This is a genomic window from Delftia sp. DT-2, assembly GCF_028401915.1.
Classification (GTDB): Bacteria; Pseudomonadota; Gammaproteobacteria; order Burkholderiales; family Burkholderiaceae_C; genus Comamonas; species Comamonas tsuruhatensis.
Genome location: NZ_JAQOTI010000010.1, coordinates 1 through 14,784, shown reverse-complemented (window position 1 = coordinate 14,784; position 14,784 = coordinate 1). Strand labels below are relative to the sequence as shown.

Sequence of the window (14,784 nt, the reverse complement as noted above, 5' to 3'; positions counted from 1 at the left end):
GGCTGACGCATCCCGGATAGCGGGGCGGTCGATGGATGTTCTCGAACCATGGGGCTGCCTCCAGATGAGCCGATTATGGGTGTTTCCAGATGTGTTCGGGTTGTCTGGTTGTATGCGCAGCTCTGATTTAAGAGGAGCAGGCTATCGCGGTAAAGAGGGTCGTCGGCAGCAGCATGTTCATACTCGGCGGGCAGCCGCGACCCAGGCGGCTTGTAGGCCGTGCGCAGATGCTGCCTTTCGGCATTCGCCTACAAGCGGCGCGAGGCCGCTGGCTGAGCGGCGAGCGGATGCAGGGGCAGGTCGTGGCGCTCGGCCAAGTCTGCCAGTTCGGCGCAGGACAGGGCAGCCAGGAAGACTTCCAGGGCCGCATGCGTGGCCGGGTTGCGCATGCAGGCGATGCTGCCATCGCCCGGCACCGATGCTGCTGCGCACAGGCGTGCCGCGAAATGCGGCTCCAGTGCCGCCACGGCCACCGAACCGTCGGCGCAGGCATAGACGCGATAGCCTGCGTGTGCTCCGCCCACATCTCCGTCGGGCCGGGTCAGGCCCCAGTGCCAGGGCAGGGCCAGCCATTGCGCGGCCTGTGCCAGTCCTGTTTCCTGCAGGTTGCCGTGGCCGCTGCGCTGGCGCAGCAGCCAGGCCTTGAGCACGGCCTCGCTGGCCATCAGCGCGCCAGCCATGTCGGCAAACAGGCTGGGTGGCATGGCGCCGCCCTGTACCAGCCCCGCCTCGGCCTGATAGGTCAGGTCATGGCCCGGCACATCGGCCAGGGCTCCCGCGCTGCCGACGATGCGCACCAGCGACAGCTGCGGATGGCGCTGCTGCAGCGACGCCCAGTCCAGCCCCAGCTTGGCCAGCGCGGCGGGGCGGAACGAGGTCAGCAGGATGTCGGCGCTGTCCAGCGCCTTGTGCAGCGCGGCCTGTCCGTCCTCGGTCTTGAGCTGTGCCTGCCAGACTGCGATGCCCTGGTGCATGTCGGAATAGGCCTGCGGGCTGTAGAGCGCCATCGGGTCCGCGCCGGCAGGCCCTGGCTGCGCAGAGGGCGGCTCCAGCTTGCTGCACTGCGCGCCCATGGCCGCGCAGCGCATCAGGGCGGCGGGACCCGGCAGGTTCAGTGCCAGGCTCAGAATGCGTACGCCGGACAGGGGCAGCCCGTCTGCAGGCGAGGAGGTGAAGGGAGTGAGGCAGGCGTGATCTGGCATGGGAATGGAGCGTCTCGTTCTTCATTCGATGTTTCGGCTGCCCGGATGATCGCACCGGTACCTGCGCAGACCTGGCGCATACCGGACTGCCAGGATGCAAAAACCGCCCGCACAAAGAAAATGCCGCCAGGGCAGGGAGCGCTGGCGGCATGCCTTGTCACCCGGCGCAGGGCCAGGTGGCTGGGGTGGCGGTCAGACCACCTTGGCGATCGACTGGCAGACGTAGTCGATGTTCTTGCTGTTGAGCGCGGCCACGCACATGCGGCCCGTGTCCGTGCCGTAAACGCCGAACTCGGTGCGCAGGCGCACCATCTGGTCCTTGCTCAGGCCGGAGTAGCTGAACATGCCGATCTGCGTGGTGATGAAGCTCATGTCCTGCTGGACGCCGGCAGCCTTCAGGCCATCGACCAGCTTCTGGCGCATGGCCTTGATGCGCACGCGCATCTCGCCCAGTTCCTTTTCCCACAGTGCGCGCAGCTCGGGGTTGTTCAGCACGGCCGCCACCACGGCGCCACCATGGGTGGGTGGGTTGGAATAGTTGGTGCGGATCACGATCTTGAGCTGGCTCAGCACGCGGGCCGCCTCTTCCTTGTCGTTGGCCACCACCGACAGTGCGCCCACGCGCTCGCCGTACAGGCTGAAGCTCTTGGAGAACGAGGTCGAGACGAAGATGTTCAGGCCGGCGGCCACGAACTTGCCGATCACGGCGCCGTCTTCGGCAATGCCGTGGCCAAAGCCCTGGTAGGCCATGTCAAGGAAGGCCACCAGGCCCTTGGCCTTGACAGCGGCAATCACCTGGTCCCACTGCTCGGCCGTGATGTCGTAGCCGGTCGGGTTGTGGCAGCAGGCGTGCAGCACCACGATGGTGCCAGGGGCCGCTGCGTTCAGGTCGGCCAGCATGCCTTCGAAGTTCACCTTGCGGTTGACGGCGTCGTAGTAGGCATAGGTGCCCACCTCGAAACCGGCGTTCGTGAAGATGGCCTTGTGGTTTTCCCAGCTAGGGTCGGAGATCAGCACCTTGGCAGCGGGGCTGATCTTCTTGAGGAAGTCGGCGCCGATCTTCAGGCCGCCGGTGCCGCCGATGGCCTGCACCGTGGACACGCGGCCGGACTTGACGACGTCGGACTCGGCGCCGAACACCAGGCCCTTGACTGCGGCATCATAGGCAGCGATGCCGTCGATGGGCAGGTAGCCGCGGGCCGTGGGCTTGTCCATCATCGCCTTCTCGGCGGCCTGCACGCATTCGAGCAGGGGCAACTTGCCGTTGTCGTCGAAGTACACGCCCACGCCCAGATTCACCTTGCTGGGGTTGGTGTCGGCAGCGAACTGCTCGTTCAGACCCAGAATGGGGTCGCGGGGGGCCATTTCGACGGCGGTAAACAGAGACATGAAGCGTCCTTGGGATGTCTTGGGAGGTGGAAAAAACGCGGCTAGCCCCAAGCTGCGGTAGGCTTTCGGGTTAACCCATGAATTCTAGCGATCTCGCCGGCCGATACCCACTTTTGCGAACCCACGTCATGCACGAAGTCTCTGATTCCTCTCCAGCACCTGCGGCCTCGGGCCAGTTCGTGCATTTCGCGGACTCCCCCTTCGAGCTGTTCCAGCCCTATCCACCGGCTGGCGACCAGCCCGCCGCCATTGAGAAGCTGGTCGAGGGCATCCAGGACGGTGAATCCTTTCAGACCCTGCTGGGCGTGACGGGCTCGGGCAAGACCTTCACCATGGCCAACGTGATCGCCCGCCTGGGTCGTCCGGCCATCGTCTTCGCACCCAACAAGACACTGGCCGCACAGCTGTACAGCGAGTTTCGCGAGTTCTTTCCCAAGAACTCCGTCGAGTACTTCGTCAGCTACTACGACTACTACCAGCCCGAGGCCTACGTGCCCCAGCGCGACCTTTTTATCGAAAAGGACAGCGCCATCAACGAGCACATCGAGCAGATGCGGCTTTCGTGCACCAAAAGTCTCATGGAGCGGCGCGACGTGGTCATCGTGGCCACGGTCTCGGCCATCTACGGCATCGGCGAGCCCGAAAGCTACCACCGCATGATCATGACGCTGCGTACCGGCGACCGCATCAACCAGCGCGACGTCATCGCGCAGTTGATCCGCATGCAGTACCAGCGCAACGACCAGGACTTCAGCCGCGGCAAGTTCCGCGTGCGCGGCGACACCATCGATGTCTTCCCCGCCGAGCATTCCGAGTTGGCCATCCGCATCGAACTCTTCGACGACGAGGTTGAAAGCCTGCAACTGTTCGACCCGCTCACGGGCCGCGTGCGCCAGAGCATTCCGCGCTTCACTGTCTACCCCAGCAGCCACTACGTCACGCCGCGGGACAAGGTGCTGGCCGCCGTGGAAACCATCAAGCTGGAACTGGCCGAGCGGCTCAAGCAACTGGTGGGTGACGGCAAGCTGGTCGAGGCCCAGCGCCTGGAGCAGCGCACGCGCTTCGACCTTGAAATGCTCACCGAGGTCGGCCACTGCAAGGGCATCGAGAACTACACGCGCCACCTCTCCGGCGCAGCCCCGGGCGAGCCCCCCAGCACATTGACCGACTACCTGCCCAGCGACGCGCTCATGTTCCTGGACGAGAGCCACCAGATGATCGGTCAGCTCAACGCCATGTACAGCGGCGATCGCTCGCGCAAGACCACGCTCGTGGAGTACGGCTTTCGGCTGCCGTCGGCGCTGGACAACCGGCCGCTGAAATTCGAGGAATTCGAGCGGCGCATGCGCCAGGTCATCTTTGTCTCGGCCACGCCGGCAGACTACGAAAAAACCCACTCAGGTCAGATCGTGGACCAGGTTGTGCGCCCGACGGGGCTGATCGACCCCGAAATCGAAGTGCGCCCAGCCACCAACCAGGTGGATGACGTGCTGCAGGAAATCCGCCTGCGCGTCGAGCGCGGGGAGCGTGTTCTCATCACCACGCTCACCAAGCGCATGGCCGAGCAGCTCACCGACTACCTGAGCGAAAACGGGGTCAAGGTGCGCTATCTGCACTCCGACGTGGAGACGGTGGAGCGCGTGGAGATCATTCGTGACCTGCGTCTGGGCGTCTTCGACGTTCTCGTGGGCATCAACCTGCTGCGAGAGGGCTTGGACATCCCTGAAGTCTCGCTGGTCGCCATCCTCGATGCCGACAAGGAAGGCTTTCTTCGCGCCGAGCGAAGTCTCATCCAGACCATCGGCCGCGCAGCACGCAACCTGCACGGCAAGGCCATCCTCTACGCGGACAGGATCACGGAGTCGATGAAGAAGGCCATCGGCGAGACCGAGCGCCGCCGCGCCAGGCAAATGGCGTTCAACGAGGAAAACGGCATTGAACCCAAGCAGATTGTCAAGCGGGTGAAAGACCTGATTGATGGTGTCTACAGCGAAAAAAGCGGCAAGGAAGCGGAACGTCTGGAGGCCAATCAGCTCGAAAGAGCGCGTGTCGAGGACATGTCCGAAAAAGATGTGGCCAAGGAAATCAAGCGTCTGGAGAAGCAGATGCTCGAACATGCGCGCAGCCTGGAGTTCGAACAGGCGGCGCGGGTGCGCGATCAGCTGGCACTGCTCAAGGAGCAACTGTTCGGAGGCTCTTCCGCGCAGGTTTCCTGAGGCGGTGCCTTGTCTGAAGCCTGTTGGCTCTTGTTACCCGACAAAATTGATGGGGAATGTGGTACACTCAGGGTCAACACTCAACAACAACAAAAACTTCGATGAAAAGAAGGGCTCTGAACCTTTTGAACAGGACGGAGTAAGGGCGGAGACTGTGCCCAACTCCAGTCAAATCGCTGGAGCGGGTGTTTCTGTAACGTACAAGCCTGACTGAAGGAGCTCGTAATGCGTCTCACCACCAAAGGCCGTTTTGCGGTCACTGCCATGATCGATCTGGCCCTGCGCCAGAACAATGGCCCTGTTACGCTGGCTGCCATCAGCCAGCGACAGCAGATTTCCCTGTCGTATCTCGAGCAGCTGTTCGGCAAGCTGCGCCGCCATGAACTCGTCGAGTCCACCCGTGGACCCGGCGGCGGCTACACGCTGGCCCGCAAGGCTGGCGACATCACCGTGGCCGACATCATCGTTTCCGTTGACGAGCCCATTGACGCCACCCAATGCGGCGGCAAGGAAAATTGTCTGGGCGAAGCAGGCCGCTGCATGACGCATGAACTGTGGGCGGCATTGAATCAGCGCATGGTCGAGTTCCTCGATTCCGTGACGCTGCAAAAGCTCGTCGACGAACAATTGGCCAAGGGCATCCAGATCGAGGACAAGCCCGTAGTGCGTCGTGCGATTTCCACGGCTCCCGTGGTCAAGCCCATCCGCGTGAATGCACCGAACTCGGTATTCGCGCTGGGCAACGCCTTCGCCAAGTCCTGATCGACTTTTGACACCCTGAGGGCAGGGCGCCGCTGCGCATGGCTGTGTGGCGCGGTGCTGCCCGCCCGGATGGATTCACCGGAGTTCATCGCCTTCCCGATTTTTGCCAGCCGGAACTTTGATAAGAGCCAGTCATGGACATGACCCCGCATTTCCCCATCTATCTCGACTATGGCGCGACCACTCCCGTGGACCCTCGCGTGGTGGACGCCATGATCCCATGGTTGCGTGAGCACTTCGGCAACGCTGCATCGCGCAGCCATGCCTGGGGTTGGGAGGCCGAAGAGGCCATCGAGAAGGCCCGCGGCCAGGTGGCGGATCTGATTGGCGCGGATCCCCGTGAAATTGTGTGGACCAGTGGCGCGACCGAGTCCATCAATCTTGCCATTAAGGGAGCGGCGCACTTCTATCAAGGCAAGGGCAAGCATCTGATCACGCTCAAGACCGAGCACAAGGCCGTGCTCGACACCATGCGTGAACTCGAGCGCCAGGGCTTTGAGGTGACCTACATGGACGTGCAGCCTGATGGTCTGCTCGATATCGAGGCATTCAAGGCCGCGCTGCGTCCCGATACCATCTTGGTGAGCGTGCTCTTCGTGAACAACGAAATCGGCGTCATCCAGGACATTCCCACGATTGGCGCGCTGTGCCGCGAGAAGGGCATCCTGTTCCATGTGGATGCTGCGCAGGCTACGGGCCGCGTGGAGATCGACATGTCCAAGTTGCCGATCGACCTGATGAGCATGACCGCGCACAAGACCTACGGTCCCAAGGGAGTGGGTGCCCTGTACGTGCGCCGCAAGCCGCGTGTGCGCCTGGAGGCGCAGATCCACGGCGGTGGTCATGAGCGTGGCATGCGTTCGGGTACGCTGCCCACGCACCAGATCGTCGGTATGGGCGAGGCCTTCCGCATCGCCAAGGAAGAGATGGTCGAGAGCAATGCCAAGGCCTATGCGCTGCAGCAGCGCCTGCTCAACGGTTTGAAGGATCTGGAACAGGTCTTCATCAACGGCAGCATGGAGCACCGTGTGCCTCAGAACCTGAACATGAGCTTCAACTTCGTCGAAGGCGAGTCGCTCATCATGGGTATCAAGGGGCTGGCAGTGTCGTCGGGCTCCGCTTGCACTTCGGCCAGCCTGGAGCCCAGCTATGTGCTGCGTGCCCTCGGCCGCAGTGACGAGCTGGCGCACAGCAGCCTGCGCATGACCATCGGCCGTTTCACGACCGAGGAAGAAATCGACTACGCGATCAGCACCATCCGCACCAATGTGGTCAAGCTGCGCGAACTCAGCCCGCTGTGGGAGATGTACAAGGACGGCATCGACCTCAGCACCATCCAGTGGGCGGCGCACTGAGCGTCGACCGGCACGCGAATCAAGTATTGAAGAGGTAGACATCATGGCTTATTCCGACAAAGTGGTAGACCACTACGAAAACCCCCGCAACGTGGGTTCGTTCGACAAGAGCGACGAATCGGTGGGCACCGGCATGGTCGGCGCGCCTGCCTGTGGCGACGTGATGAAGCTGCAGATCAAGGTCAACCCTGAAACCGGCGTCATTGAAGATGCCCGTTTCAAGACCTATGGCTGTGGTTCGGCAATCGCCTCGTCTTCGCTGGTGACCGAGTGGGTCAAGGGAAAGACGCTGGATGAAGCGGCTGCGCTGAAGAACAGCCAGATCGCCGAAGAACTGGCCCTGCCTCCCGTCAAGGTGCACTGCTCCATCCTGGCCGAAGACGCCATCAAGGCCGCAGTGGACGACTACCGTGCCAAGCGCACTGCGGTGGTGGCCGCCTGATATGGCGATCTCGCTGACCGAGTCCGCGGCCCGCCATGTGAGCCGCTACCTGTCGCGCCGCGGCAAGGGCATCGGCGTGCGCCTTGGGGTCAAGACCACGGGCTGCTCCGGGCTGGCCTACAAGCTGGAGTATGTGGACGAACAGTTGCCCGAGGATGTGATCTTCGAGGACCACGGCATCAAGGTGCTGGTCGACCCCAAGAGCCTGGCCTATATCGATGGCACGGAACTGGACTTCGTGCGTGAAGGCTTGAACGAAGGCTTCAAGTTCCACAACCCCAACGAGCGCGATCGCTGCGGCTGCGGCGAGAGCTTTCGCATCTGACCGGCATTTGCCGGGGGGCCAGGCTCTGGTGGCCTGGCGGCATGCCCGGCAGGCCCTGACTTTTCTACTCCCTCAAGAGGCCGCCATCGCTTCGGTGCTGGCGGCTTTTTATCGACATGAACCTGCAATCGGACGATTTCGAGCTGTTTGCGCTGCCGCGCCAATTTGCGCAGGAGCGCAGCACCATTGACGCGCGCTGGAAGGAGTTGCAGCGCGAGGCCCATCCTGACCGCTTTGCCTCGCAGGGCGCAGCTGCGCAGCGTGTGGCCATGCAATGGTCGGTACGCATCAACGAGGCCTACCAACGGCTGAAAGAGCCGCTCAGGCGAGCAGCTTATCTTTGCGAATTGCTGGGTGCACCCGTGCGTGCCGAGGACAACACCTCCATGCCCACCGCCTTTTTGATGCAGCAGATGGAATGGCGCGAGGCGCTGGACGATGCGCAGGACGAGGCGGCCTTGGACGCGCTGGACGGCGAAGTGTCGCAGGCCAGAAAGAGCATGCTGGCCGAATGCGGCCGCCAGCTCGATGAACTGCACGATCCCCAGGCGGCCGTGCAGCAGGTCAGAGCCCTCATGTTTGTTGCGCGATTTGCGCAGGACATAGAGCGTCGCCGCGATCAACTGGGACAATAGTCCGCGACCCGAACCTCCCACGAGAGTCCCTCATTCACAAGGCAGGCCGGCCGGCCCGGACCTGCAATTTCCCCGAGTATTTCCATGGCGCTTTTGCAGATTTCCGAACCCGGTCAGTCCCCCGATCCCCACCAGCGACGCATTGCCGTGGGTATCGACCTGGGCACCACCCATTCGCTGGTCGCCGCAGTCCGCAATGGCGTGGCCGAATGCCTGCCGGATGATCAGGGCCAGGTACTGCTGCCTTCCGTCGTGCGCTATCTGCCCCAGGGACGCCGCGAGATCGGCTACGCCGCGCAGGCGGCGCTGTCCACCGATGCGGGCAACACCATCGCCTCGGCCAAGCGCTTCATGGGCCGCACGCTGGCGGACATCGACGCGCCGGAGAGGCTGCCTTACCGCTTTGCTGCACAGGAAGCCGGTCGTGGCGTGATCGGGATCGAGACCATCGATGGCACGAAGACCCCCGTGGAAGTCAGCGCCGAGATCCTGGCCACGCTGCGCTTTCGCGCCGAGGACACCTTCAACGACGACATCCATGGCGCGGTCATCACCGTGCCAGCCTACTTTGACGACGCGCAGCGCCAGGCTACCAAGGATGCGGCCAAGCTCGCCGGCATCAACCTGCTGCGGCTGATCAACGAGCCCACGGCTGCCGCCATTGCCTATGGCCTGGACAATGGCTCCGAAGGCGTTTATGCCGTCTACGATCTGGGTGGCGGCACTTTCGATATTTCGGTCCTGCGCCTGTCCCAGGGTGTGTTCGAGGTCGTCTCCACGGGGGGGGACTCGGCCTTGGGTGGCGATGACTACGATGCGGCACTGGCTGAGTGGGTGGCCCAGCAGACCGGCGTGGTTCCGCAGGCCGCCGAGGACAAGGCCCGCTGGCGCATGGCGGCACGCCTTTGCAAGCAGGCATTGACGGATGCTCAGGCCGCCACGTTCACGGCAGAGCTGTCCACCGGCACTGTGCATTTCGATGTCAAGCGTGGCGACTTCGATGCGAGCACGGCCCATCTGACGGCGCGCTCGCTGGCGGCGGTGCGCCGCGCACTCAAGGACGCTGGCCTGACGCGCGACGAGGTGCAAGGCGTGGTCCTGGTCGGTGGTTCCACCCGCATGCCCCAGGTGCGCGAGGCAGTGGCCCAGTTCTTTGGCCGCGATCCTCTCGTCAACCTCAATCCCGATGAAGTCGTGGCGTTGGGCGCTGCCATTCAGGCCAATCAACTCGCGGGCAACAGTTCCAGCGGCGACATGCTGCTGCTGGATGTGATTCCCCTGTCGCTGGGTGTGGAGACCATGGGCGGTCTGGTGGAGCGCATCATCACGCGCAACGAGACCATTCCCACGGCCCGCGCCCAGGACTTCACCACCTACAAGGACGGGCAGACGGCCCTGGCCATTCATGTGGTGCAGGGTGAGCGCGATCTTGTGGCGGACTGCCGCAGCCTGGCGCGTTTCGAACTGCGCGGCATCCCGCCCATGGCAGCCGGCGCGGCGCGCATCCGCGTGACCTTCACCGTGGATGCCGACGGCCTGCTGTCGGTGGGTGCCAAGGAGCAGATCAGCGGCGTCGAGGCGCATATCCATGTCAAGCCCTCGTACGGCCTCTCGGACGACGAGGTCGCCCGCATGCTGCAGGACGGCTTTGCCACGGCCCAGCAGGACATTCAGGCGCGCGCGCTGGTGGAGGCGCGTGTCGATGCCGACCGCATGCTCATGGCCACGGAGAGCGCGCTGCAGGCCGATGGCGATGTGCTGGCTGCAGACCAGCGCGCAGCCATCGACGCTCTGGTCGACGCCCTGCGCGCCAGCATGGGCTCCGAGGATGCCGCCGTCATCGAGGCCGCAACACAGGCGCTGGCCAAGGGCACGGAGTCCTTTGCCGCCGAGCGCATGAACCGCAGCATCCAGCAGGCCCTGGCCGGCAAGAGCGTGCAATCCCTTTCCTGATTTCTGATCCGAACGCAGATCCGCCATGCCCGTTATCAAAATACTTCCCCACGCCGAATACTGTCCTCAGGGTGCCGAAATCGAGGCGCCTGCCGGCACCTCCATCTGCGAGGCACTGCTGGACAACAACATCAAGATCGAGCACGCCTGCGACATGAGCTGTGCATGTACCACCTGCCACGTGGTGGTCAAGGCAGGCTACAACTCGTTGAACGAGGCCGAGGAAGAGGAAGAAGATCTGCTGGACCGCGCATGGGGCCTGCAGCCGCAGTCCCGCCTGTCCTGCCAGGCCATCCTGGCGCGCGAGGACGTGACCATCGAGATTCCCAAGTACTCGCTCAACCACGCCAAGGAAAACCACTGAGGACCCAGCACATGTCGCGTCAAATCATTCTCGACACGGAAACCACGGGCCTGTCCGCCGACAACGGCGACCGGCTCATCGAGCTGGGGTGCGTGGAGATGGTCAACCGCAAGCTGACCGGCAACAACTTGCATCTGTACTTCAATGCGGGGCGCGACAGCCATCCGGACGCGCTGCGCGTGCACGGCATCACCACCGAGTTCCTCAAGGACAAGCCTCGCTTCGAGCAAAAGGTCGATGAGATCTGGGAGTATCTGCAAGGCGCTGAACTCATCATTCACAACGCGCCTTTCGATCTGGGATTCCTGAACAAGGAGCTGGAGCTTGCCAACCGCCCGCCGATCAGGCAGTGTGTGAGCGGTGTCATCGACACCCTGGTCATGGCCAAGGAAATGTTCCCAGGCAAGCGCAACTCGCTGGACTCGCTGTGCGACCGCCTGGAAGTGGACAACTCCGGGCGCACGCTGCACGGCGCCTTGCTGGATGCGGAACTGCTGGCCGATGTCTACATCAACCTCACGCGAGGCCAGGAGGCCCTGCTGATGGTGGAGGAGCCGGCCCAGTCCGAGGGCGGCCTGGTGGTCGCGCAGGTCGATCTGCGCAGCTTCAGGCTGCGCGTGGTGAGCGCCAATGATCAGGAGCTGGCCGCGCACGAGGACGTGATGGTGCAGATGGATAAATCGAGCGGCGGCAAGACAATTTGGCGCAGCTTCGAAAATCAGTCCTAGAAGTTATGACATAATCTAAGTCTTGTCGCAGTAACGACATATGGGTGATTAGCTCAGCGGTAGAGCACTGCCTTCACACGGCAGGGGTCACATGTTCGATCCATGTATCACCCACCAGTTTTTCCATGGAAGCGGGCCTCACAGCCGGCTTCATGGGTGATTAGCTCAGCGGTAGAGCACTGCCTTCACACGGCAGGGGTCACATGTTCGATCCATGTATCACCCACCAATTTTTTCCAAGGAAGCATGGCCTCGCAGCCATGCTTCACGGGTGATTAGCTCAGCGGTAGAGCACTGCCTTCACACGGCAGGGGTCACATGTTCGATCCATGTATCACCCACCAATTTTTTCCAAGGAAGCACGGCCTCGCAGCCGTGCTTCACGGGTGATTAGCTCAGCGGTAGAGCACTGCCTTCACACGGCAGGGGTCACATGTTCGATCCATGTATCACCCACCAATTTTTTCCAAGGAAGCACGGCCTCGCAGCCGTGCTTCACGGGTGATTAGCTCAGCGGTAGAGCACTGCCTTCACACGGCAGGGGTCACATGTTCGATCCATGTATCACCCACCATTCAAGCCCTCCTGAAACTTGTTCAGGAGGGCTTTTCCGTTTTGGTTGCTCCCATTTGTTCCAGGTCCTGGATATTCCAGTGCAGCCCGGTGATCTGCGGCGTATTCGTATCTGGCGCGGTCTGATAATCAGTGGCTGAACGACGAAAGGGCAGGCAGGATGAGCGAGCAGGTCGATTGCGTGGTGGTGGGGGCGGGCGTCGTGGGGCTGGCCGTGGCCAGGGCCCTGGCGTTGCAGGGCAGGGAAGTCATGGTGCTGGAGGCAGCTGAAGCCATTGGTACGGGCACCAGTTCGCGCAACAGCGAGGTCATCCATGCCGGCATCTACTATCCCCAGGGTTCGCTGAAGGCCCGGTTTTGCGTCGAAGGCCGCCAGCGTCTCTATGCCTATTGCGAGGAACGCGGCGTTGCCCACCAGCGCTGCGGCAAGCTCATCGTGGCAACGGATGAGGCGCAGCGCGGCCAGCTCCAGGCCATTGCGCGCAAGGCCGAGGCCAATGGCGTCAATGATCTGCGCTGGCTGGATGGCCCCGAGGCACGGGCCTTGGAGCCTGCGCTGCAGTGTGTGGCGGCACTGCATTCGCCCAGCACCGGCATCATCGACAGCCACGGCCTGATGCTGGCTCTGCAGGGCGATCTCGAAAACGCAGGCGGCATGGTGGTCTGCCATGCCGAGGTGCAGGAGGCCGCCGCCACGTCTGGCGGCGTGTGGCTGCGCACCGCCGACGGCACGCAGCTGCAGGCGCGTAGCCTGGTCAATGCGGCAGGCCTGAATGCCCCGTTGCTGGCGGCGCGCCTGCAAGGCTTTCCGCAGCAGTTGGTTCCACGCGCCTTCTATGCCAAGGGCAACTATTTCACACTGTCCGGGCGCGCGCCGTTCTCGCGCCTCATCTATCCCGTGCCCGAGGCTGCAGGTCTGGGCGTTCATCTCACGCTGGACATGGGTGGACAGGCCAAGTTCGGCCCCGATGTGCAGTGGGTGGAAAGCGCAAGCGATCTGCAGGTCGATCCAGCGCGCGCCGACGCCTTCTATGCAGAGATCCGCCGGTACTGGCCGGCCCTGGCCGATGGCGCGCTGGTGCCCGGCTACGCTGGCATCCGTCCCAAGATCAGCGGTCCTGGCGAGGCGGCGGCAGACTTCACGATCCAGGGACCGCAGGTCCATGGCGTTGCGGGCGTGGTGCAGTTGCTGGGCATCGAATCGCCGGGTCTGACCAGCTGCCTGGCCATCGGCGCACATGTGGCGAAGCTGCTGGCCTGATGGTCTGCCGGTCCACGACACACGGCCACGGCAGGCCTTGTCTGACAAGGCTCAGGCCCCCTCGCTTCCCGGAAGCCAGGGAACAATTGGATAAGATGCTTGCATGTAACAAGGGCCTGCCCATGTTGCGTGACAGGTATCGGGCGACATGATTGCCTGCTCCCCGCTGTATTTGTTTTCACCTCAATAGAAAGGCTCATCATGACGAAGTCGATCACTGAAACCGTCTCCACCGCGCAAGCCGATCTTGAAAAACTGGTCAGCGACCTGCGTGGCCTGCTGTCTGCCAAGGAGCTGGATGCCGTGCCGGAAATCCACATGCTGCGCCAGCGCATCGATGACGGCATGTCCAATGTGCGTGACTCGGCTGTGCGCGCCGCGCAGGAAGCGGCCCGCCAAGCCAAGGATGCCGCCTATGCGGCGGATCGCTATGCCCACGACGAGCCGTGGCGTGTGGCTGGCGCGGCCCTGGCTGTGGGCGCCTTGCTGGGCTTCATGCTGGGCCGTCGCTGATCAACGGCATGCCTGACCAGAAAAGGATGCCTGTGAACTGGATTTCCCTTCTGGGTTTGGATGCCTGGGTGGCGCGCTGGCGTGCTGCCGTGATCGAGCTGGCCATTGCCGCCGAGGACCGTACCGACCTGGCTCGGCTTGAATGGGTCCAGCACAAGCGCAGCATGCAGACCGTGGTCGTGCTGCTGATTGCGCTGGCCGGACTCAGCGTCGTGGTCATGCTCATGCTGTCCGTGGCGGTGCTGGTGCAGTTCTGGGACACCGAGCACCGCGTGATGGTGGCTTGGCTGCTGTTTGGCGGCTGGCTGGCTATCCTTGCAATTGCCTTGTGGCAGTTGCTTGCGGCCGTACGACGCCTGGCACGCCCTTTCATCCTCACCCGCAACGAGCTGAGCCAGGACTGGCAGGCGCTGAAGAAGAGGCTGTAACCATGGTCAATGCTTCCAACGCTTCCCAATCCCGCGACGAGGTTGCGCCGCCCAGGCCCACGGGCCCCAATGCGGCGCTGTGGCTCACTTCCACCGTGGAGCAGCAGCAGGTGATGCAGCGCATTGCCCAGCAGCGCGAGCGCCTCAGGGCGCGCTCGGCGGCCGTGGCCCAGGCCCGGGCGCTGAGCCGTGCCGCCACACACGTGCGCCCGGATGCACCGCTGATCGAGCGCGTCGCAACGTTTGCGCGTCTGCACCCCGTGGCCGTGGGCGTGGCGGCTGCCGCTGCCTTGGTCATGGGGCCGCGCAAACTGATCCGCATCGGCACCACACTCATGCCTTTGCTGGCACGCCTTCAGCAGCGCAGGGGCTGAGATAAGGCCTTGCAAGGCTCCTTGCACAAAAAACGCCCGGCATGCTGAACTGCACCCCAAAAGTTGGACACCAGTCCAACCTATGGGGTGTTTTTCATGGCGAAGCACGATGAGCGCTTGAAGCTCGAAGTTGTTCAGAAATATTTATCGGGGTCGGCCGGTTACAGGACGCTGGCGCAGCAGTACAGTGTGAGCCGCTCCTGCCTGCGCGGATGGGTCAACGCCTACCGGGAGCACGGCGAGAGCGCGTTGCGCAAGAAGCGC

At 63.2% G+C, this 14,784-nt stretch carries 16 protein-coding genes and 5 tRNA genes; 19 read left to right on the top strand and 2 right to left on the bottom strand.

Annotated features, from left to right (window positions below):
• Positions 1-248 precede the first annotated feature (248 nt).
• Both PO605_RS18695 and PO605_RS18690 read right to left on the bottom strand, forming a co-directional pair.
• Positions 249-1,202, bottom strand: coding sequence for a CoA transferase (locus tag PO605_RS18695; protein ID WP_047471007.1), 954 nt, complete (start codon positions 1,200-1,202; stop codon positions 249-251).
• Positions 1,203-1,394: 192 nt separating this feature from the next.
• Positions 1,395-2,591: an amino acid aminotransferase gene (locus tag PO605_RS18690; RefSeq protein ID WP_016447126.1), complete on the bottom strand. Its 1,197-nt coding sequence runs from the start codon at positions 2,589-2,591 to the stop codon at positions 1,395-1,397.
• A gap of 128 nt (positions 2,592-2,719) precedes the next feature.
• Here PO605_RS18690 and uvrB point away from each other — a divergent pair, with 128 nt between their 5' ends.
• The 19 genes from uvrB to PO605_RS31035 all read left to right on the top strand — a co-directional run.
• Positions 2,720-4,807 carry an excinuclease ABC subunit UvrB gene (gene uvrB, locus PO605_RS18685; RefSeq protein WP_016447125.1) on the top strand — a complete coding sequence of 696 codons (2,088 nt, stop codon included), beginning with the start codon at positions 2,720-2,722 and terminating at the stop codon, positions 4,805-4,807.
• Positions 4,808-5,032: 225 nt separating this feature from the next.
• Entirely contained in the window at positions 5,033-5,569 is a 537-nt protein-coding gene (gene iscR, locus PO605_RS18680) for a Fe-S cluster assembly transcriptional regulator IscR (protein WP_012205825.1), read from the top strand.
• 134 nt (positions 5,570-5,703) lie between these two features.
• Positions 5,704-6,924: an IscS subfamily cysteine desulfurase gene (locus PO605_RS18675; RefSeq protein WP_017403940.1), complete on the top strand. Its 1,221-nt coding sequence runs from the start codon at positions 5,704-5,706 to the stop codon at positions 6,922-6,924.
• Between the two features lie 43 nt (positions 6,925-6,967).
• The gene (gene iscU / locus PO605_RS18670) at positions 6,968-7,366 is read left to right on the top strand and encodes a Fe-S cluster assembly scaffold IscU (protein WP_016447123.1); all 399 of its coding nucleotides are present in this window, start codon (positions 6,968-6,970) and stop codon (positions 7,364-7,366) included.
• Position 7,367: 1 nt separating this feature from the next.
• Positions 7,368-7,691, top strand: coding sequence for an iron-sulfur cluster assembly protein IscA (iscA, locus tag PO605_RS18665; RefSeq protein ID WP_016447122.1), 324 nt, complete (start codon positions 7,368-7,370; stop codon positions 7,689-7,691).
• A 116-nt stretch (positions 7,692-7,807) separates the two neighbouring features.
• Positions 7,808-8,326 (top strand): Fe-S protein assembly co-chaperone HscB, encoded by a 519-nt coding sequence (gene hscB / locus PO605_RS18660; protein ID WP_047471022.1) that lies wholly within the window; start codon positions 7,808-7,810, stop codon positions 8,324-8,326.
• An 84-nt stretch (positions 8,327-8,410) separates the two neighbouring features.
• Positions 8,411-10,279, top strand: coding sequence for a Fe-S protein assembly chaperone HscA (hscA, locus tag PO605_RS18655; protein WP_047471025.1), 1,869 nt, complete (start codon positions 8,411-8,413; stop codon positions 10,277-10,279).
• Positions 10,280-10,304: 25 nt separating this feature from the next.
• Positions 10,305-10,643, top strand: coding sequence for an ISC system 2Fe-2S type ferredoxin (gene fdx / locus PO605_RS18650; RefSeq protein ID WP_013802212.1), 339 nt, complete (start codon positions 10,305-10,307; stop codon positions 10,641-10,643).
• An 11-nt stretch (positions 10,644-10,654) separates the two neighbouring features.
• Entirely contained in the window at positions 10,655-11,371 is a 717-nt protein-coding gene (gene dnaQ, locus PO605_RS18645; protein ID WP_016447119.1) for a DNA polymerase III subunit epsilon, read from the top strand.
• Positions 11,372-11,413: 42 nt separating this feature from the next.
• Positions 11,414-11,488: transfer RNA gene (locus PO605_RS18640), tRNA-Val, on the top strand.
• 37 nt (positions 11,489-11,525) lie between these two features.
• A tRNA-Val gene (locus tag PO605_RS18635) sits at positions 11,526-11,600 on the top strand.
• A gap of 40 nt (positions 11,601-11,640) precedes the next feature.
• Positions 11,641-11,715: transfer RNA gene (locus PO605_RS18630), tRNA-Val, on the top strand.
• A 40-nt stretch (positions 11,716-11,755) separates the two neighbouring features.
• Positions 11,756-11,830: transfer RNA gene (locus PO605_RS18625), tRNA-Val, on the top strand.
• Between the two features lie 40 nt (positions 11,831-11,870).
• Positions 11,871-11,945, top strand: a tRNA-Val gene (locus tag PO605_RS18620).
• A 159-nt stretch (positions 11,946-12,104) separates the two neighbouring features.
• A complete protein-coding gene (locus PO605_RS18615) occupies positions 12,105-13,205 on the top strand; it encodes an NAD(P)/FAD-dependent oxidoreductase (protein ID WP_017405839.1) in 1,101 nt (366 codons plus the stop codon).
• A 201-nt stretch (positions 13,206-13,406) separates the two neighbouring features.
• Entirely contained in the window at positions 13,407-13,718 is a 312-nt protein-coding gene (locus PO605_RS18610; protein WP_016447117.1) for a DUF883 domain-containing protein, read from the top strand.
• 8 nt (positions 13,719-13,726) lie between these two features.
• Complete coding sequence (locus tag PO605_RS18605; protein WP_016447116.1) at positions 13,727-14,146, top strand: phage holin family protein; 420 nt, start codon at positions 13,727-13,729, stop codon at positions 14,144-14,146.
• 2 nt (positions 14,147-14,148) lie between these two features.
• On the top strand, positions 14,149-14,520 hold the full coding sequence (locus PO605_RS18600) for a hypothetical protein (protein WP_047475304.1): 372 nt from the start codon (positions 14,149-14,151) through the stop codon (positions 14,518-14,520).
• 96 nt (positions 14,521-14,616) lie between these two features.
• On the top strand, positions 14,617-14,784 hold a 168-nt coding region (locus PO605_RS31035; protein ID WP_442874737.1), incomplete at its 3' end, for a transposase.